The organism is Sphingomonas sp. T1 (genome assembly GCF_902506585.1).
GTDB classification, from domain to species: Bacteria; Pseudomonadota; Alphaproteobacteria; order Sphingomonadales; family Sphingomonadaceae; genus Sphingomonas; species Sphingomonas aerolata.
Genome location: NZ_LR733882.1, coordinates 51,414 through 69,610 on the forward strand (window position 1 = coordinate 51,414; position 18,197 = coordinate 69,610).

The 18,197-nt window shown below is 62.4% G+C and carries 14 protein-coding genes; 11 read left to right on the forward strand and 3 right to left on the reverse strand.

The genetic code is table 11. The annotated features are described in order from the left end of the window. Nucleotides 1-122 precede the first annotated feature (122 nt). Nucleotides 123-452: a hypothetical protein gene (locus tag GV027_RS18615; RefSeq protein ID WP_236559378.1), complete on the reverse strand. Its 330-nt coding sequence runs from the start codon at nucleotides 450-452 to the stop codon at nucleotides 123-125. Nucleotides 453-759: 307 nt separating this feature from the next. Here GV027_RS18615 and GV027_RS18620 point away from each other — a divergent pair, with 307 nt between their 5' ends. From GV027_RS18620 to GV027_RS18635, 4 genes are all read left to right on the forward strand, one after another. Continuing rightward, nucleotides 760-1,521, forward strand: a complete 762-nt coding sequence (locus tag GV027_RS18620; protein WP_201302703.1) for an ImuA family protein — start codon at nucleotides 760-762, stop codon at nucleotides 1,519-1,521. 235 nt (nucleotides 1,522-1,756) lie between these two features. Next, nucleotides 1,757-3,226, forward strand: coding sequence for a DNA polymerase Y family protein (locus GV027_RS18625; RefSeq protein ID WP_236559379.1), 1,470 nt, complete (start codon nucleotides 1,757-1,759; stop codon nucleotides 3,224-3,226). Next, nucleotides 3,223-6,486, forward strand: coding sequence for an error-prone DNA polymerase (locus tag GV027_RS18630; protein ID WP_159513145.1), 3,264 nt, complete (start codon nucleotides 3,223-3,225; stop codon nucleotides 6,484-6,486). Before GV027_RS18625 ends, GV027_RS18630 begins: the two co-directional genes overlap by 4 nt. 3 nt (nucleotides 6,487-6,489) lie before the next feature. Continuing rightward, on the forward strand, nucleotides 6,490-6,777 hold the full coding sequence (locus GV027_RS18635) for a hypothetical protein (protein WP_159513146.1): 288 nt from the start codon (nucleotides 6,490-6,492) through the stop codon (nucleotides 6,775-6,777). Between the two features lie 98 nt (nucleotides 6,778-6,875). On the opposite strand, the gene GV027_RS18640 is transcribed toward GV027_RS18635, so the two are convergent. After that, on the reverse strand, nucleotides 6,876-7,166 hold the full coding sequence (locus tag GV027_RS18640; protein ID WP_159513147.1) for a DUF1488 family protein: 291 nt from the start codon (nucleotides 7,164-7,166) through the stop codon (nucleotides 6,876-6,878). 6 nt (nucleotides 7,167-7,172) lie between these two features. Then, on the reverse strand, nucleotides 7,173-7,460 hold the full coding sequence (locus GV027_RS18645) for a hypothetical protein (protein WP_159513148.1): 288 nt from the start codon (nucleotides 7,458-7,460) through the stop codon (nucleotides 7,173-7,175). A gap of 637 nt (nucleotides 7,461-8,097) precedes the next feature. Between GV027_RS18645 and GV027_RS18650 the strand changes: the two genes are divergently transcribed. The 7 genes from GV027_RS18650 (at nucleotide 8,098) to GV027_RS18675 (ending at nucleotide 18,017) form a co-directional block, all read left to right on the forward strand. Beyond that, on the forward strand, nucleotides 8,098-8,382 hold the full coding sequence (locus tag GV027_RS18650; protein ID WP_201302704.1) for a helix-turn-helix domain-containing protein: 285 nt from the start codon (nucleotides 8,098-8,100) through the stop codon (nucleotides 8,380-8,382). After that, nucleotides 8,379-9,665, forward strand: coding sequence for a type II toxin-antitoxin system HipA family toxin (locus GV027_RS18655; protein ID WP_159513150.1), 1,287 nt, complete (start codon nucleotides 8,379-8,381; stop codon nucleotides 9,663-9,665). Before GV027_RS18650 ends, GV027_RS18655 begins: the two co-directional genes overlap by 4 nt. Before the next feature lie 249 nt (nucleotides 9,666-9,914). After that, nucleotides 9,915-10,049, forward strand: coding sequence for a hypothetical protein (locus GV027_RS21740; RefSeq protein ID WP_268893595.1), 135 nt, complete (start codon nucleotides 9,915-9,917; stop codon nucleotides 10,047-10,049). Nucleotides 10,050-10,262: 213 nt separating this feature from the next. Further along, complete coding sequence (locus tag GV027_RS18660) at nucleotides 10,263-13,658, forward strand: type ISP restriction/modification enzyme (protein ID WP_201302705.1); 3,396 nt, start codon at nucleotides 10,263-10,265, stop codon at nucleotides 13,656-13,658. Nucleotides 13,659-13,712: 54 nt separating this feature from the next. Next, nucleotides 13,713-15,899: an AAA family ATPase gene (locus GV027_RS18665; RefSeq protein WP_159513151.1), complete on the forward strand. Its 2,187-nt coding sequence runs from the start codon at nucleotides 13,713-13,715 to the stop codon at nucleotides 15,897-15,899. Further along, entirely contained in the window at nucleotides 15,896-17,239 is a 1,344-nt protein-coding gene (locus tag GV027_RS18670) for an McrC family protein (RefSeq protein ID WP_159513152.1), read from the forward strand. The genes GV027_RS18665 and GV027_RS18670 overlap by 4 nt, the downstream gene beginning before the upstream one ends. Before the next feature lie 46 nt (nucleotides 17,240-17,285). Continuing rightward, nucleotides 17,286-18,017 carry a hypothetical protein gene (locus GV027_RS18675; RefSeq protein WP_159513153.1) on the forward strand — a complete coding sequence of 244 codons (732 nt, stop codon included), beginning with the start codon at nucleotides 17,286-17,288 and terminating at the stop codon, nucleotides 18,015-18,017. The last annotated feature ends 180 nt before the right edge of the window (nucleotides 18,018-18,197 follow it).

The window sequence follows — 18,197 nt, forward strand, 5'->3', positions numbered from 1 at the left end:
CCTTCCGCTCGCGTGTTCGAACGTTGGCTTATCATCACGTCGTCGAGGGTATCGGACTGCGTGCGGACAGGCGCGTCCGCCCAACGGGCGCTTCGGCAGACGCGAAGCCTTGGCGTGGCCACCTACCGTGCACCGCGCTCCCGGGTGACGCGCGGATCTTCGTACAAGTCGCGGATCGCGCGTAGGCGAAACACGTTCCACCAGCGCTGCCAACGATGCTCGGCCGCATCGTGGAGCATATGGCACCGCTGACAGAGTGCCGCGAGATTGCCGGGCATGCTGTTGCCCGGATCGTGGTCGAGATGCGCGCAGGCGAGAACGACATAGGTCGTTCGCACCGACTTGAGGATGAAGTCGCCCTTCAACGTGATCCGCTTGCCACGCGCTGAGCGCCAGCACGTAGCCTCTGCGTCCCACCAACGGCCGTCGCCGAGATGGGCTACCCGTCGCATGTGCGGTCTCGAGCAATGCTCGCAGCGCGCGCCGGCTCGGTCGAAGCGGATCACGTCGGACAGCTGCCGCCAATCGATCGGGTAAAGCCAGCGGTTTTCGGGGCGGATCGGCATCTCGATTCTATGAGTCAGTCGATGGCAGAACGAAAGAGAAATCTTCCTGCTTTGTTTGCCGTATGTTGCGCAGCCGTTCCATCCCGCAGTCATCCGTCGAATCCCGATTTAGTCGAACCGCTTGCGGGAATCGTCTTGACGGAGCGCTGCCATGAGCGGAACATAAAGAGAACAATTCGAGTTTGAGCTTATCATGTTTGCCGCGCCCACTAACCTCCAGCACAGTCTCGCACGGTTGCGAACGATCGCGGTTCCCGTCGCCGACTACCGGGTGTTGCCGTTCGAAATCCAGGGCATCGATAGCCGCCTGAGTGGCGGGGGCCTGCGCACAGGTGCGCTCCACGAGGCCGCAGCGCACAGCTGCTCGCTAGTCGACGACGCAGCCACCACGCTGTTCCTTGCCGGCATTGCAGCACGCGAGTCGGCCCGGACCGGCGGGCCGGTATTGTGGGCGAGTTGCCGTAACGATCTTTACGCCCCCGGCCTCGAGCAGGCGGGCCTGCTTTCCGCGAACGTGATCTATGCGCAGCCGCTCGATGACGCGGCGCTGCTGGCCGTAATCGAAGACGCGGTGCGCGATGGCACACCGTCTGCGGTTATCGCGGAAGCACGGCAGGTCTCAATGGTGGCGACACGCCGGCTTCAGCTGGTTGCGGCCGACGCAGACATACCTGTGCTCCTCCTTCGGCGACGACGCGGGCGCGAGCAGGATCCGCTTGGCGAACCATCGGCCGCGTGGACCCGCTGGCGGATTGCCAGTGCGCCGTCCGAACGCCTGAGCGTCGCCGGGGTAGGGCGGCCGCGTTGGTCGGTCGAGCTTGCCCGCCAGCGCAGTGGCACATCGTTTTCTATGATCGTGGAGGGGTGCGATGAGACGGGTTGTCTCGCTGTTCCTGCCGCACTTGGCCATCGAACGGCTGAGACGGCTGGACCGGCACGCTATGCCGCAGCCTAGGCCCGTCGCGCTCCATCTCCCTGTCGACGACAATCCCGGCGCCTGTTCCGTTCCGCGTGGCGGCGGTTGGCGACCCGGTGCGCGCTGGGCCCGTACGGACGCGCCTGAGAGCACCGACGTCGAATGTCAGATCGCAGCGCTCCCGGCACATGCGAAACCGCCAATGCGCGAACTCGGCCGGCGCTCGGAAGCGGCGGTCCACCCGTACCGCGGCGATGCGCCAGCAGATCAAGCCATGTCGGTAGAAGGAACGGTCGCCGCCTTCCATGCGTCGCCGCTCGCATTGATCGATAAGGTTGGTCGGCGGGACGAGGTCGTGGCAGCCTGCGCTTCGGCTGCAAGCCTCGGGATCGTTGTCGGCATGGCCGCAACCCATGCCCGCGCCTTGGTGTCAGACCTCGATTTCCGACCGGCTGAGCCGGAAGCAGATGCGGCGTTGCTCGACCATCTGGCACTGCGCGCCGTGCGTCGTTGGACACCGATCGCCGCGGCAACACCACCCGACGGGCTGTGGCTCGATCTGACCGGCTGCGATCATCTTCATGGCGGCGAGGAGCGCTTCTGCCAGCGGCTGCGCGCTTTCTGCCAGCGCGCCGGCTTCACGGCCCGTGTTGCGGTTGCGGACACGCCAGGCGCCGCGCATGCGGTCGCCCGTTTTGGGCGCGCCGCTCTCACGATTGTGCCGTCGGGGCGTACCGTCGAAGCGCTCGGACCATTGCCGATCGCAGCACTGCGTTTGAACAGCGTAGCGCTGACCGCCGGCCGCAAGTTCGGGTTCGAGACGGTCGCGGATCTCCTGCCCGTCGCCCGGGGACCGCTAGCGCGCCGTCTCGGCCTACCCGCGATCACGCGGCTCGATCAGGCGCTGGGCGGCGTCGCCGAGCCGATCACGCCGCGCCAGGATGCAGAGGTGCCGATCGTCGAAAGGCGCCTGCTGGAGCCCATCTGCACCGCGGAGGCGATCGAGCGCGTCATGGGAGACCTGCTCGCCGACCTCGCCGAGGTGCTGCAGGCGAGGGGGCTCGGCGCTCGCGCCTTGCGGCTGGTAGGGCTACGGATCGATGAAGGCGAGCAAGTGGTCGCTGTCGGCACGTCTCGTCCGACGCGGGAAGTGTCGCATCTCCTTCGCCTTCTGAAGCTTCGCATCGACCGGATCGATCCCGGGCTCGGCATTGAGCAGTTCACGCTGGTCGCATCTCACACAGAACCGCTTGATGCCATCGACCTGGGAGCCGTGCTCGCAGGCGAGACATTGGTGCGCGATCCTGCCCGCTTGGTCGACGTCGTCGCTGGCAGGATTGGCGCGCGCGCGGTGTACCGCCTCGCGCCCGTCGAAAGCCATGTGCCCGAGCGCGCAGTGATTCGCTCGGACCCTGTCGACGCACCCGGCGGCTGGCCAGAATGGGTTCGCCCCGTTCGGTTGTTCGCGAGGCCAGAGCCGCTGGCGCGCGTGGTAGCCCTGCTGCCGGATCAGCCGCCCCGGCGGTTCGAATGGCGCGGCACGACCTACATGATCGTCGCCGGCGACGGCCCCGAGCGCATCCACGGCGAATGGTGGCGCCGCGACGCCGAGGTCTGGGCGGTGCGCGATTACTACCGTGTCGAGGATGAAAAGGGCGGTCGCTACTGGGTGTTCCGACGCGGTGATGGCTTCGAAAGCGAGACCGGCGATCTCAGCTGGTGGATGCACGGTGTGTTCGCATGACCGACTATGTCGAGCTGCAGGTCCTGACGCACTTCTCGCTGCTGCGCGGCGCGTCGAGCCCCGACGAGCTGTTCGCAGCGGCAAATCTGCTCGGACTGGAGGCGTTGGGGCTTTCGGATATCGGTTCCGTCGCCGGGATCGTACGGGGCTGGGAGGCGCAGAAGGCGACCGGCGTGCGGATGATTGCCGGTGCCCGCGTCGATCTCGCCTGTGGGCGCCGGCTGCTGCTCTATCCGACCGATCGGCCCGCCTGGTCCCGGCTTACCCGGCTGCTGACAGTCGGCAAGAAGCGAGCGGGCAAGGGCAAGTGCGAGCTGCACTGGCACGATCTCCTGCCTTGGTCCGAAGGGACGGTCGCCATCCTGCTCGCCGAGGAAGCCAGCGACCATAATGCGGTCGCGCTCGCCGATCTGAAAACGGTGTATGGCAAGCGCGGCTATATGGCGCTGTACCAGCGGCGCCGGCCGAACGATGCCGTCCGTATCGATGCGCTGGCCCGCCAAGCCGCGGCTGCAGGCGTACGCGCGGTCGTCACCGGCGACATCCTCTATCACGCGCCCGAGGCACGGCTGATGCAGGACGTCGTCACTGCGGTCAGAGAGAAGTGCACTGTCGACGAACTCGGCTATCGCCGTGAGGTGAACGCGGACCGCGCGCTCAAGTCGCCGGCCGAGATGGTTCGACGGTTCAAGGCCTACCCGGACGCACTGCGCGCCAGCGTCGATATTGCGCGCGCCTGTACCTTCGATCTCGGCGAACTGGCGTACCAATACCCACATGAGCGGCTGTTGGAGGGGCTGAGCGCACAGGAAGCGCTCGAGCGCTTGGCGCTGGAGGCCGTCGACCGGATGTTCGATGGGGCGGTGCCCCAGGCGTACACCGATCAGATCAAACACGAGCTGAAGCTCATCGCAGAGCTGGCATACGCCCCGTATTTCCTGACCGTCTACGCGATCGTGCGCGAAGCACGGCGTCGCGGGATCCTGTGCCAGGGGCGGGGGTCTGCCGCGAACTCGTGCGTATGTTTCGTGCTCGCGATCACCTCGATCGACCCGATCAAGCACGAACTGCTGTTCGAGCGGTTCGTCTCGGGCGAGCGCCGTGAGCCGCCCGATATCGATGTCGATTTCGAGCATGAGCGGCGCGAAGAGATCATCCAGTGGATTTACGAAACCTACGGCCGCAACCACGCCGCGCTGACGGCTGTGGTGCAGCGCTACCGCGCGCGCGGCGCCGTGCGCGACGTCGGCAAGGCGCTGGGGTTGCCCGAGGACCTGACGTCGTCGTTGGCGGGTCTGGTCTGGGGTTGGTCGGCCGAGGGCGTCGGCGAGAAGCAGGTCAATGAACTCAACCTAGATATGGGCGATCGTCGGTTGCGGCTTACGCTCGAACTCGCCCGCAAGCTGATTGGCGTGCCGCGGCACATGTCGCAGCACCCTGGCGGGTTCGTGCTCACCCACGATCGGCTCGACGACCTTGTGCCGATCGAGCCTGCCGCAATGGTCGACCGGCAGATCATCGAGTGGGACAAAGATGATATCGACTCCCTGAAGTTCATGAAGGTCGACGTGCTCGGCCTAGGCATGCTCGGCTGCATGAATCGCGCCTTCAATATGCTGGAAGAAACCAAGGGCGTGCGGATCGGGCTTGCCGACCTGCAGGACGACGATCCGGACGTGTACGCGATGATCCAGAAGGCCGACACGCTCGGCACCTTCCAGATCGAGAGCCGCGCACAGATGTCGATGCTGCCGCGCATGAAGCCGCGGCGTTTCTACGACCTTGTCATTCAAGTCGCGATCGTGCGGCCAGGCCCAATCCAGGGCGACATGGTTCACCCGTATCTGCGCCGACGCGAGGGGCTCGAAAAGCCTGAATATCCGCGACCGGAATTGCGCGCGGTCCTCGAGAAGACACTTGGCGTGCCGCTGTTCCAGGAGCAGGCGATGAAGGTCGCGATCGTCGGCGCGGGCTTTACCCCGGCCGAGGCGGACCAACTGCGCCGCGCGATGGCGACCTTCAAGGTCACCGGCGGCGTGTCGCATTTTTCGGAAAAGCTGGTCGAGGGCATGGTCGCGCGGGGGTATCCTCGCGACTTCGCCGAGCGCACCTTCCGTCAGCTCGAGGGCTTCGGCTCCTACGGTTTCCCAGAAAGCCACGCGGCGAGTTTCGCCAAAATTTCCTACGCCTCGAGCTGGATGAAGCATCACCATCCCGACGTCTTCTGTGCTTCGCTCATGAACGCGCAGCCGATGGGATTTTATGCGCCCGCGCAGATCGTGCGCGACGCTCAGGCGCACGACGTCCAGGTGCGGTCCCCGTGCATCAACGCGAGCCGCTGGGACTGCACGTTGGAGCCGACAGGCGGCCGCTTCCTCGCGGTTCGGCTCGGGCTTCGCCAGGTGCGCGGCCTGTCGAACGCCGACGGGGCCGCGATCGTAGGCGCGCGCAGCACGACATTGTTCGATTCTGTCGAGGACGTGTGGCGTCGGTCGGGCGTCCAACGCGCGGCGATCGAGAAGCTGGCGGATACCGATGCGTTTCACGCGTTCGGCGCCGACCGGCGGCAGGGCCTGTGGAAGGTGAGGGGCCTCGGCGAGGCGCCACTGCCGCTGTTCGCCGCCGCGGATCGCGCTGCGGAGACGATCAGCGCCGAAGGGATCGAACCGTCCGTCGCGCTCCGTCCGTTGACGGACGGGCGCGAGGTGATCGAGGATTACCGCTCGCTGCAGCTTTCGCTGCGGGCGCATCCGCTGACGTTCGTTCGGGGTGAGCTGGCTAGGCGTGGCGTGACCAAATGCGCGGAACTCGCGAACATCCGGGATGGCCGGCACGTCGAGGTCGCCGGCATCATCCTGGTCCGCCAGAAGCCCGGCTCGGCCAAGGGCGTGCTGTTCATTACAATCGAGGACGAGACCGGGATCGCGAACGGCATCCTGTGGCCGGATCGGTTCGAGCGGCAACGCCGAACGATCATGTCCGCGTCGATGATCGGCATGAAGGGCAGGGTGCAGAAAGAGGGCGAGGTGATCCACGTCATCTGCGACCGGATCATCGACCATGGTGACCTGCTGCACCGCGTGGGCGAGATGTCGTTTCCCCATCGGACCGGCCGCGGCGATGGGGCCAAGCATGCCGGGTCGCCCGACCGAGGTGACGCGGGTTGGAAGCCGGAGCCGCGGAACTGCTACTGGCCGCCGCACGCCGAGGGCATGGACCCCGAAGACGCGGTGCGGTTCAAATCGCACGACTTTCGTTGAGCGATGGCAAAGCTCGCTCGCCACCAGCGCGTCGTCATCGCATTATCGGTCCATATCCTGCGGAGCGGCGTCGCCCGCTGCTCGGACTCGCGCGTGGACGGCGTGGAGGTTCGCTTGGCGCTTCGGTGCCTGCTACCGCATTGCCCGGAGCGTTGGCCGCTTGAGCTTTATTGGGATGCGGCGCGCCAGGAAAATGAGATCGGCAGGGCGCAGGGTGTTACCGCCGCGTTCAACGGCATTGTCCGTCAGCTGCGCCGCGCAGGCCGATATGAGGAAGTGCTGGATCAGTGAGAAAGCGTGCCGCCCGCATCCTTGGCTGAGGCACCTCGGGGATGGTGCCCGTCGGATGGCATGGATCGATCCGGCTGACGTTGCCCCTCTGCCTCGCTTCAGGCCTCTACGTCGGCCGCGGTCAGCAGGATCGGAGGCTCCCCGCCGAGCCGCTTGGCGAATTCGCGCTGTGCTATGCGGTGAATGTCACTCTCGAATTCGATGAAGACTTCGAGGGCAGTTTCGGAATCGAGCGTATCGCGATCGGGATCGAGGAGTTGCGTCAGGGCCTCGCTGGTGATGAGGAACTCGACGACTCCTAAGTTGGTAGTACCCGTGAAACCGACGCTCTCGCGTTCGGCAACCCAGTAATAGTCCCCCATCTCGAAACGGACGCTGGGATTGGCCATGCCGGCTTACTCCTCGGTTGGGCTGGAGGCGGGCAGGTGGTCGGCCAGTGCTGCGATGCCTTCACCGGCAAATGTCGTGCTGGAGGCGCCCTCGATTTGGACAGGATGCTCTACCGTCAGGACGGCCGCGGCTTGATGCTCTGGGTCCAGTTTTTGCCAATCACGAACTGCGCGCTCGAGGTTGGTGACTTCAGCGACGTCGCTATCGCCGCGCGGGACGTTTTCGAGCGACGCGCTCATCCGCCAATTGATCTCGGGGGTCTTCACGCTTTCACCCCAGGTCGCTTCCGTCATGATCGTCTACCTTCTCGCGTCTGGTTCTGGGCGCGATTTCGAATGTAGCCCGACAGGGCGCGTCCATGCCAGTCCGAAGCTCACAATGCTCGAGCTTCAAGGGCCGCGAGGGGCGACCGCGATGATATCGAGCTTGCGCAGGGCTCGCGCCATGCGTTTGGCATCGAGCAGCCCGATGCCATGCGCGCGAAGGGCGCTGGCGAGTTGTCACTTGGTCAAGGGCGCCGACACCTGATCGAGAATGCCAAGCGCTGCTGCGCGCACCTCAGGGGGGGCAGCCTTCAGGGCGTCTAGGGCTTTCATTCTGCCTCGTGAAGGTTGCGCGGTCTGATCGGTAGACCAACGACATGGCCCCGCGCCCTGCGACTTGCACGTACCACGCACCGCGGCGCCGGCTCCCTGGAGAGCAAGCCGCCACGGCCGACACTCTGTGTGAGATTATCGGTTCTGTCGATGCCGCCCGAGCAGGCACTTGCATCCGCCCCTGTCGAACCCGGCAACGCGGCTCGAACCGGCTACCTAGACTGGCAACGTAAGGTCGTGTATAACGTACCGTATTTGCCCGATGGGCGCTTATATGAGACGCTAGATGCGATCGACTGTCGCTGATACTCTTCCGCCGCGCGTAAGGCGGAGCTTGACGAAGCTGGGCGCCGATATTGCGCTAGCGCGCAAGAAGCGCAGCCTCACGGTAATTATGATGGCCGAACGCATCGGTGTGGCCAAGAGCACATATCTCAAGCTGGAAAAAGGCGATCCGACCGTCGCATTGGGTACATACGCCATGACCTTCTTCGTTCTGGGTTTTGGCGAGAGCCTTGGAGAGATCCTCGACGCCAGGAAAGACGAGCAAGGTCTGTTGCTCGACGTGGAACGTATGCCGCAGCGCGTCCGCAGACCCAAACCGCCGGTTTCGCTATGAGGCGGACGATCGGCATTCAAATTGGCGACGAAGCCCGAGGTGTCGGATTGCTGCACTACAATCAGCAGGGCAACCGCGAGAGCGCGGGCTTCGAATATGACGCCGGCTGGCTGGCCGCTCCCGACCGCTTCGCCCTGGAGCCTGCGCTGCCGCTCGTCTCCGGTCCACAATTCCACCGGAAGATCGGCACCGGCTCTGTCTTCCATGCAGCGATTGCCGACACCGAGCCAGACGGATGGGGTAAGCGCGTCATCCAGCGCGACCATGCCAAGCGGCGGCAGGACGCCCGCCGCCGCGGCGACGAGGTCGACGCACGCGCTTTGAACGGCCTCGATTATCTGTTGGCGGTCGACGACGTCAGCCGGGTTGGCGCGCTGCGTCTCGTCGACGAACAAGGGACCGCTCAGCGCGCGACCGAGGATGGTCGCCGCACCACTCCACCCCTCATCGAACTGGGTCACCTCCTGGCTGCCAGTCGGGCGGTTGAAACGAACACCGAAACCGCAGCCGATCTCGCCTATCTACGCGGTCGCGGCACTTCGCTCGGTGGACTCCGCCCCAAATGCACCGTCGTCGATGACGAAGGGCGCCTGTCGATCGGCAAGTTTCCGAGCGTCGCCGACGAGCGCTCGGTCACACGAGGGGAGGTACTGGCGATGCGGCTGGCCCGTCGCGCCGGGATCGACGCGGCCGACGCCCGGCTGATCGACAGCGATGGTGACGCGATCGCGCTGATCCGGCGGTTCGATCGGCCCGCAGGGGGCGGGCGGCTCATGTACGTCTCGGCAGCGACGATGATCGGTGCGGAGCCCGGCGATGCGCAGGAGCACGCCTATACCGAGATCGTCGATGCGCTTCGGGTAAATGGCAGCGCCCCCACCGCCGACATCGAGGAGCTATGGCGCCGGATCGCTTTCTCGATCCTGATTACGAACGTCGACGATCATCTGATGAACCACGGTTTCCTGCACGTCGACCGTGGCCTGTGGCGGCTGGCGCCAGCCTTCGACATCAATCCATTCCCTGAGCGACTGCGCGAGTTGAAGACCTGGGTCTCGGAAGAGGTTGGACCTGAGGCGACCATCGATGCTCTCATGTCGGTGCTGCCATACTTTCGCATTAGCCCGTCTCGCGCGAAGGATATGCTGGCCCAGGTCGAACAGGCCGTCGCGGCTTGGCAGGACGAGGGACGGGCGCTCGGTATGACCAGTGCCGACCTCGAGAGCTTTGCCGAGGCGTTCGAACACGGTGAGCGCGCCGCGGCACGGGCCGTGCTGGCATGATGCAGTGCTCGACGTCTTAAATTGCAGCCATTATATCGATCCGACTATACGTCTGATCCACACCGCAGACTAGCGGCTCGTCAATTGGATCAGGTTGACAACTGCTAAGTAACGAATGTCGATAACCTTATTCCTGCATGTATTATCAGATCAGCTGAACACGAAACGGCAGCGTACGCGCATGACAGCCAGATCAATCTCGCGATCCAGTCTGTCCAGACGGCGATCATGTCCCGCGGCCGTGACCTGATGATCGACTGCGACGCCGCGCTGCTCAGATCGAGCTTCGTGCCCGAAATTGAGCGCGTCTTCGATACATCACATCGCCGCAGCGGCACGGTCGATCCTTTTCTGATCCACCACATCTTTGCGGCCGCGGCATGAATCCAATAAAATATCTCGGCTCGACGGAATATCGTCAGCATTCGCACGTGAAGCCGTCGATTCAAGTCGACGTTCAGGGCTGTGGCCAGCGGGTCAGGTTGACATTGCCACGCGGCATCATCGCCGCGATATTGCGATTGGCTCTTCGTAGGGGCGCAGACGCAGGCTTGGGGCGATCATGCCCCCGCGAGAGGATCAGAGCATTGGGTTCACGTGGATAAGGTCGACGCCAAGATCGAGAGCTATTTTCGATCGCTCAGAGATGTTCGAAGCCTGGGAGCGGGAACCAAAGAGCGATCTTATTATCCCGCTTTTGCTGAACTCCTCAACGGCGTCGGCGCCGAGCTGAGCCCGCGGGTCATATGCCTGTCGGACCTGGGAAACACTGGCGCGGGCCATCCCGATTTTGGCCTTTTCGCAGCGTCGCAGCTGCAGAAGGGAGAACCTCGGCGCGGCCAGTCCCCCGAGCGCGGCGTGATTGAAATGAAGAGCGTCGGCGACGACGCCTGGGTGACCGCCCAAACGGAACAGGTCACCAAATATTTTGGTGCCTACCGAAGCGTCCTCGTCACAAACTTACGCGATTTCATCGTCATCGGCGAAGGGCCCGGCGGATTGCCAGTGCGGCTGGAAACCTTTCGGTTTGCCACGTCCGAGAAGGCATTTTGGGACCTGGTCTCGGAACCAACGAAGTCGGCACGGCAATACGGGCGCACGTTCTTTGAGTTCCTCCGGCGCGCTCTAACACAATCTGTAGCACTCCATGAACCAAAAGACGTCGCTTGGTTCCTCGCATCCTACGCACGAGACGCGCTTCAAAGGGTCACGGATGCGGGGGATCTGCCCGCGCTTCACACCGTGCGCGAGTCGCTTGAAGGGGCATTGGGAGTTGCTTTCGAAGCTGAGAAGGGCGACCATTTCTTCCGATCCACGCTTGTGCAGACACTCTTCTATGGGGTGTTTTCCGCGTGGGTGCTTTGGGCTCGCCAGCTACCGAGGCCGACGGAGCGGTTCGACTGGCATGGTGCAGTTTGGCACCTCAATGTACCGTTCGTACGTACTCTCTTTCAGCAAATCGCAAGCCCCCTCCACCTCCAGCCGTTGCACCTGACGGAGGTGCTGGATTGGACGGCGGCGACGCTGAACCGGGTTCAGATCGATTCATTCTTCGACAAGTTCGACGATACCGAGGCGGTGCCCTATTTCTACGAGCCGTTTCTTGAGGCCTTTGACCCTGTCCTGCGCAAGGAACTAGGCGTGTGGTACACACCGACACCTGTCGTCGATTATATGGTCGCGCGGGTGGACCTTGCGTTGAAAACAGACCTCGGGCTGCCTGAGGGTCTGGCATCCGAGAACGTGTACATTCTTGACCCATGCTGCGGGACCGGGACGTTTATCGCGTCGGTCCTCCGCAGGATAAGCGAGTCATTGGCTGCATCTGGCTATGGCAGCATGACGGGCCAATTGGTCAAGAAAGCTGCGCTGGAACGCGTTTTCGGATTTGAGATCATGCCCGCGCCGTTCATCGTCGCGCATCTACAGGCGGGGCTTGTCCTGCGCTCGTTGGGCGCGGTTCTGCAATCGGAAGACGAGCGGGCGAGAGTCTATCTCACCAACGCGCTGACCGGTTGGGAGCCGGTGGTATCGAAGCCGTTGCCGTTCCCCGAACTCGAAGAAGAACGGCGACGCGCTGACGAAGTGAAGCAGGACGCGCCGATTTTGGTGATCCTCGGCAATCCTCCTTATAACGGCTTTGCGGGTGTCGCCGTTGAGGAAGAGCGCGAGCTCTCGTCAGCTTATAAGACGACCAAGACTGTCCAACCGCCCGAAGGACAGGGCCTCAACGACCTGTACGTTCGCTTCTTTCGGATGGCCGAGCGGCGCATCGTCGACAAGACAGGCGCGGGTGTCGTGTGCTTCATATCGAATTACTCGTGGCTCGACGGCCTATCGTTCACCGGAATGCGCGAGCGTTTTCTCGACGTGTTTGACGCGATCCGTGTCGATGTTTTGAACGGCGATAAATATAAGACAGGGAAGAAGACACCGGATGGCCTTGCAGACCCTTCGATTTTCTCGACGGTTCAAAATCGGGAGGGAATTCAGGTTGGAACAACCATCACGACGATGGTTCGCCGGCTTGACCATGTCGCCGCATCGACCATCGAGTCACGGTTGCTCTGGGGCACGGGTAAGGTAGACGAACTCGCAGCGACCGGGAGCACGGCGGCCGAGGAAATCTACGAAGAGATCACGCCTTCGCTGCCGCTTGGCCTGCCGTTTATCAAGACAAACCTCCAGAGCGGATATTTAGATTGGCCACAGATCACCGAATTGCTGCCGACATATATGTCGGGTGTTCAGACGAAGCGTGATCAGTTCCTTGTAGATATCGACCGTAATGCGCTCGGCAAACGCATTGCTGACTATTACGACGCGGCGTTGAGCTTCGAGAGTTTTGCAGCTCGCTACCCCGAGGCTGCTCAAGCAACTAAGCGATATGAACCGGCAAAGACGCGAGCTGAACTTCTGAAAACAGGCATCCTTGCTGATCACATAGTGAAGTACAGCTACCGCCCCTTCGATACGCGGTGGGTATATTGGGAACCGGAGACAAAGCTGCTGGGCGAGAAAAGCCCCGACTTCTTTCCGAATGCGTTCAACGGGAATCTCTGGATCGAGGCGCGTGAGAAGCAAACTCAGGAGAGCTTCGATCGCGGCGCTCTGACGAGCACGCTTGCGGATAATTATGGGAGTGGGTTCTCTACCTTCTTCCCGATGCTGCTCGCACCGGACGAGCCCAAAGGTGAGCCGAGGATCAACCTCTCGCGTTCGGTTGCTGAGTATCTTCGAGACCGAGAGCTCGCTCCAACAACCATATTTCATCACGCGCTCGCCATGTTGCATTCGCCGGCGAACAGGACGGACAACAGGAGCGCGTTGCGGATGGGGTGGCCGCGCGTTCCTGTACCGGCCGATCCTCCCGTCCTCGCCGTCTCCGCAGGAGCTGGCGAGATACTGGCGAAGCTGCTCGACACCGAATCGAACGTCGCGCCACTGATCGGCGGCGCTGCACATCCGGGTCTAAGGGTCGTCGGCCAGCCGGCCCGCACCGATGGTGCAATGATTGCTGACGACGATCTGTCGGTACGGGCCGGCTGGGGCAACATCCAGATCACCGCCAACGGAAACCAGATTGTCATGCCCGGAAGAGGGAAGGTTGTCCGTCGTGATTACTTCGTCGAAGAGCGCGTGGCTTTCGAGGAAGAGGCCGCGGCGCAGCAGATTGATAGCGAGGAGCTTTTTGCCCTTCTCGGACTGGCGACATACGATATTTATCTGTCTGACCGCGTATTTCTTAAAAACGTCCCAGAATTGGTGTGGAATTATTCGCTCTCAGGATACCAAGTTCTGAAAAAGTGGCTCTCCTATCGAGAGCAAGGGGTGCTGGGCCGCCCTCTATCCATCCAAGAGATGATGTTCTTGCCTGACGCGGCGCGACGCATATCGGCCATCCTGCTCCTGACTCCACGCCTGGATGCGAGTTATCTCGCCGCAAAGGCGAACCCGCTTCCTTGGTCTGACGGTCGTCCCGAAGGTCAGTAGGGCTGCCTTAAAAGATATCGAATTCGGTGCCGCTGGCCCGACGTGGGGGGATAGATGCAGGAACAAGAGTTCAGGACTTGGTTGGGCAAACGCCTTTGGAAGGAACAGTCCCTGACCAAGAAGGCAACGGACAACCGAGTCCGTCGAAGCTTCCGGGCGGAACGGGGTATACACGGGCTCGGCTTCGCCGAAGACACGCTCGACGAACTGTTCGATGCCGGGAAATGGCAGCAGCTTCTCGACAAGCTGACTGCGCTCAAGAGCGACCCGGAAGCAGATCTGGAAGGCATGCGGGCCGTGGTGCCAAAAGCGGAGGAGCCGCAGGTCCAGCTAGGAAATATGATCGCGGCCCTCAAGCAATATGGCTATTTTCGCGAAGGTCGTGATCCGAACTATTCGATGTCCGAGACGACGGACGAGGATGAGAAAGACGAGAGCCAGGCGGACAGGATCCGTCGATATGTCTTGGACAATTACATCATCCCTGCGCGCGCCGAGGGGCGGGCGACGGTAACGATCACCGTTGGGCCGCTGAACAACGAGATGGGCCTGCAGATGGCGTGGCCGAACATCTGCCAGGCGCTAGAGGGTCGACTCTTTTTGGAGCTTGCGAATGTGCCGCGCCCGACAGCGGAGGGGCCGCGGCAAAGCACAACCCGCAAACTGACCTTTTTACTGAAATCGGAGGCTGGCGATGTGACCGGGCCAAAGCAACTGCCAACAAACCTCATCCTCTTTGGTCCGCCGGGCACCGGCAAGACCTATCAGACGGCCCGTGAGGCCGTGGCGCTCTGTGACGGCAGTGCGGATTACCCCGACACCGGGGATGGCCGGAAGGCCCTCATGGGCCGATATCGCGACCTGGAGGCAGAGAAACGGATCGCCTTCGTCACCTTCCACCAGAATTACGACTATGAGAGCTTTGTGGAGGGGCTGCGCCCTGAGACCGGAGACGACGAGGGAGCCACGGTCGGTTTTCGGCTTGAGGCACGTCCTGGCATCTTCCGTGAAATTTGTGCGCTTGCCGATCAGGCGCGCACGCGCACCGTACAGTCGGTCAGTGCGACGGGCTTCGACTTTAGCGATCGGCGGTTCTGGAAAATGGGTCAAGGTGCGATCGGCAGCGAGAACGACGTCTACGATGCTGCAATTGCAAACAGCTACATCACGCTCGGTTGGGGAGGTACGATAGACTGGAGTGACGAGCGATTTTCTACCTTCGAAGCAATCAAGGCGGAGTGGCTTCAACGGAATCCTGAGGATCCCACACCCAGCAATTGGACCCAGATGTGGCCCTTCCGCTGCGAAATGAAGGTGGGCGACATCGTCATCGTCCCCTACGGCAATACGGCCTTCCGGGGCGTCGCCGAGGTAACAGGCGACTATCGGTATGAGCCTTCGGCCGAGGGGCATTACGCGCATCGGCGGGACGTGCGTTGGCTGCTCACGCTCGATGAGCCCTTAGCCCTCGACACCATCGTCGACGGCAACTTCACGATGCGCACGCTTTATCCGATCGCGACGAAGCGGATGAACCTGCCGGCACTCGGGCGCCTGGTCGGCGACGAGAGCGCGGAAGCGGTTGGTGAAGGAGAGGTCGAGCCTGACCAGTTCGTGCTCATCATCGATGAAATCAACAGAGCCAATATCTCCAAGGTTTTCGGCGAGCTGATAACCTTGATCGAGCCTGACAAGCGGCTCGGTATGGACAATGCCCTGACCCTGACCTTGCCTTACTCGAAGAAGCGGGACTTCGGCGTTCCCGCCAACCTCCACATCATCGGTACGATGAACACGGCCGACCGCTCGATCGCGCTACTCGACACAGCGCTACGCCGCCGCTTTGTCTTCCACGAGATCACGCCAAGACCGGAGTTGCTCGAGACCGTTGATGGAATCGACCTGAAGGCTGTGCTTATGACGATCAATGACCGGATCGAGTATCTGATCGATCGAGAGCATCGGATCGGTCACGCGTTTTTCATGGGATGCGACAGCCGAGCCGCTGTCGTGAACGTCATGCGGGACAAGGTGATTCCACTCCTTCAGGAGTATTTCTTTGAGGATTGGAGCCGCATACAGGGCGTGCTTGGCGATGGCTTCATCGGCGTGCGAAAGCTCGCACCTCCCCCGGGCATCGAAGGCGAGGAGCGCGATAGCTGGTTCGTGCGCGACAGGTTCGCAGATGATGCCTTCGCAGGCTTGGTCGGCCAAGCGCCGTCAGGATCCGAGCCCGAATGAGCCATTTGTCGGTCAGTGAATGGGGACGTGTCCCGGTACTCGATCGACCAGACGATGCCGGTTTCACGCGCACGCAGGCCAATGCGCTGATCACCGCTGCTCGCGCCCACCCCCTCGGCGGCGACGAAGGCACGGGGATACTCAGCGATCACTACCGTCACCTGACCGCACGACAGATGGTCGGCATGATCGCGGCGCCGGGATGCAGCCTCGAAATCCTTCCGAAGATCGACCCGGCGGAAGGGGAGGATATCGAAACCCGGAGCACCGTGCGCCAGCGTCTGGTTCGAATGCTTGATGTGGCCTTGGGATTGAACATCGGCGACGGCGCGGCGGCGAGTATGGCACGTCAGCAAGACAGCCTGCTCGATATCCTGATCCGGATTTTTGCCGACAAGCTGCTGACAGAGGCGCGGCGCGGGTTGCCGCGGATGTATCTGGCACAGGAGCAAGACCTGCCTGCCCTGCGTGGCCGGCTGAACGTAGTGAGGCAATTTACCGCGCACGCAGTGCGGCCGGATAGGCTTGCTTGCCGGTTTGACGCTCTCTCCAACGATATTCCGCTTTTGCAGGTGATGAAGGCATGTGTGATCGCGCTCCGTCGCCATGCCAGGGCAGGGGCGACAATCCGGAAACTCGACGAGTTGCGATTCGTGCTGGCGGATATCAGCGATGTCGGCGTTTCCGCCCTTCCTTGGGGATCGGTTCGCATCGACCGGACCAATCGGCGCTGGGAAACACTCTACGGGCTCGCGCGGCTGTTTCTAAAGCGCGACTGGCAGGCGACGCACCGCGCCTCTGACGCCGGCCAAGGGATCACGCTCCTCTTCCCGATGAATGATCTGTTCGAAGCCTATGTCGCGGCTTTGATGAGAAAGGCGATACGCCCGCTCGATCTGAGCGTGGAGTCGCAAGGCGGTCGGTTGTTCTGTCTGATCGAGGAGGGGGGGCGCGGGCGCTTCCAGACGAAGCCCGACTTGATCCTCCGTCGGCGTCCGAAGGACGGCGGGAAGGTTGTCGCGATAATCGACACAAAGTGGAAACGGCTGTCACCTTTGGTCGAGGATCGTAAACACGGTGTCAGCCAGTCCGATGTTTACCAGATGATGGCCTACGGCCAGTTATACGATTGCCGTGAGCTGGTCTTGCTCTATCCGCACCATGCCGGGTTGGGCGAGACCGGGCTGACCCTGCCGTATCGCGTTTCGAACAGCGTGGACCGCCTTCATCTGCGAAGCCTCGATGTGCGATTGCGCGAGCCGCTCATCCTCGACCAGCTCTCCGGCATGTCCACGCTCTGGGTGACCTCGAACCGGGTTACCGAAGCCTTCCCAGCGTGAAAGCGGGTTTGCCTTTCCGCCTCGCCTCGATGATCGAGAAGGCGCCATGATTCTTGATTACGATGCGCCCGCCACATGGCCGGCGGAGGTCATCAACTTCCTCGACGGGACGGTCGCGATTCTCGACGACTGGCACGGCGATCAGCGCTTTGCGACGCCCTATGAATATGATGATATCATCCGCAGGCTCTACGCCGTGCTCGAGGCTCATGACATTCTCGCTTGGCATAACACCCGCCTGACGGCTCGCGAAGCAGACGCTATCCTCTCCAATGGTATGTTTCTGCCTAGCGTCGACGCGTTGTTCCAGCGGATCGATGCAGCACAAGCGGAAGGCGCTTTTTCGTCGGCTATCGCCGATGGATTCAAGGGACGGCACCAGGCGGACTCGCCGACCCGAGTTGGCCGCATCTGGTTTCTGTTCACGCGGCCGCATAACGACACCGGGATTGAGGACTTTCTCCGCTTCTGGGGTGGGGAATCCCTATACGCGGCGATCGACCGCGACCCGACGCTCGGACCGGTGTTGCGATCGGTTGGTATCCCATCTGTCGTGGAGGCGGCGATCCCGATCGGCTTGTTTCCAGATAGCCTTGGGTTCGAAGCGCACATTGCGCGGCAGTTCTCTGCTTGGCGTGCTGGCCACTCCTACGATGGTCTGCCGCATGACCGCGTCCGAGTGGCCTTGCCTAAGGAGTGCATCCGCAGGATCGTCACCTTTCCAAGCGCCGAATTTTTAGAGCTCACGGGCTGCAATCAGTATTATGAGCCGCTATGAAGGTCGTCCGGCGAGGAGATGAAGGGATACCTCTCGCTCAGTGCAGGGCGCCCTATTGAGCGGCGATCTGGATGAGACAGTAGCGGCGATCAGGATGAGACTCTGCGGCCGTGACGGGAGCGAGATTGTCGCGGCGCGACAGGCAATGCAAGGCCAACTTTGGTGTTGATCGCCGCTCCG

Coding starts and splice junctions, on each gene's coding strand:
- GV027_RS18615 (WP_236559378.1), bottom strand. CDS start 452: ATGCGACGGGTAGCCCATCTCGGCGACGGCCGTTGGTGGGACGCAGAG.
- GV027_RS18620 (WP_201302703.1), top strand. CDS start 760: ATGTTTGCCGCGCCCACTAACCTCCAGCACAGTCTCGCACGGTTGCGA.
- GV027_RS18625 (WP_236559379.1), top strand. CDS start 1,757: ATGTCGGTAGAAGGAACGGTCGCCGCCTTCCATGCGTCGCCGCTCGCA.
- GV027_RS18630 (WP_159513145.1), top strand. CDS start 3,223: ATGACCGACTATGTCGAGCTGCAGGTCCTGACGCACTTCTCGCTGCTG.
- GV027_RS18635 (WP_159513146.1), top strand. CDS start 6,490: ATGGCAAAGCTCGCTCGCCACCAGCGCGTCGTCATCGCATTATCGGTC.
- GV027_RS18640 (WP_159513147.1), bottom strand. CDS start 7,166: ATGGCCAATCCCAGCGTCCGTTTCGAGATGGGGGACTATTACTGGGTT.
- GV027_RS18645 (WP_159513148.1), bottom strand. CDS start 7,460: ATGACGGAAGCGACCTGGGGTGAAAGCGTGAAGACCCCCGAGATCAAT.
- GV027_RS18655 (WP_159513150.1), top strand. CDS start 8,379: ATGAGGCGGACGATCGGCATTCAAATTGGCGACGAAGCCCGAGGTGTC.
- GV027_RS21740 (WP_268893595.1), top strand. CDS start 9,915: ATGATCGACTGCGACGCCGCGCTGCTCAGATCGAGCTTCGTGCCCGAA.
- GV027_RS18665 (WP_159513151.1), top strand. CDS start 13,713: ATGCAGGAACAAGAGTTCAGGACTTGGTTGGGCAAACGCCTTTGGAAG.
- GV027_RS18670 (WP_159513152.1), top strand. CDS start 15,896: ATGAGCCATTTGTCGGTCAGTGAATGGGGACGTGTCCCGGTACTCGAT.
- GV027_RS18675 (WP_159513153.1), top strand. CDS start 17,286: ATGATTCTTGATTACGATGCGCCCGCCACATGGCCGGCGGAGGTCATC.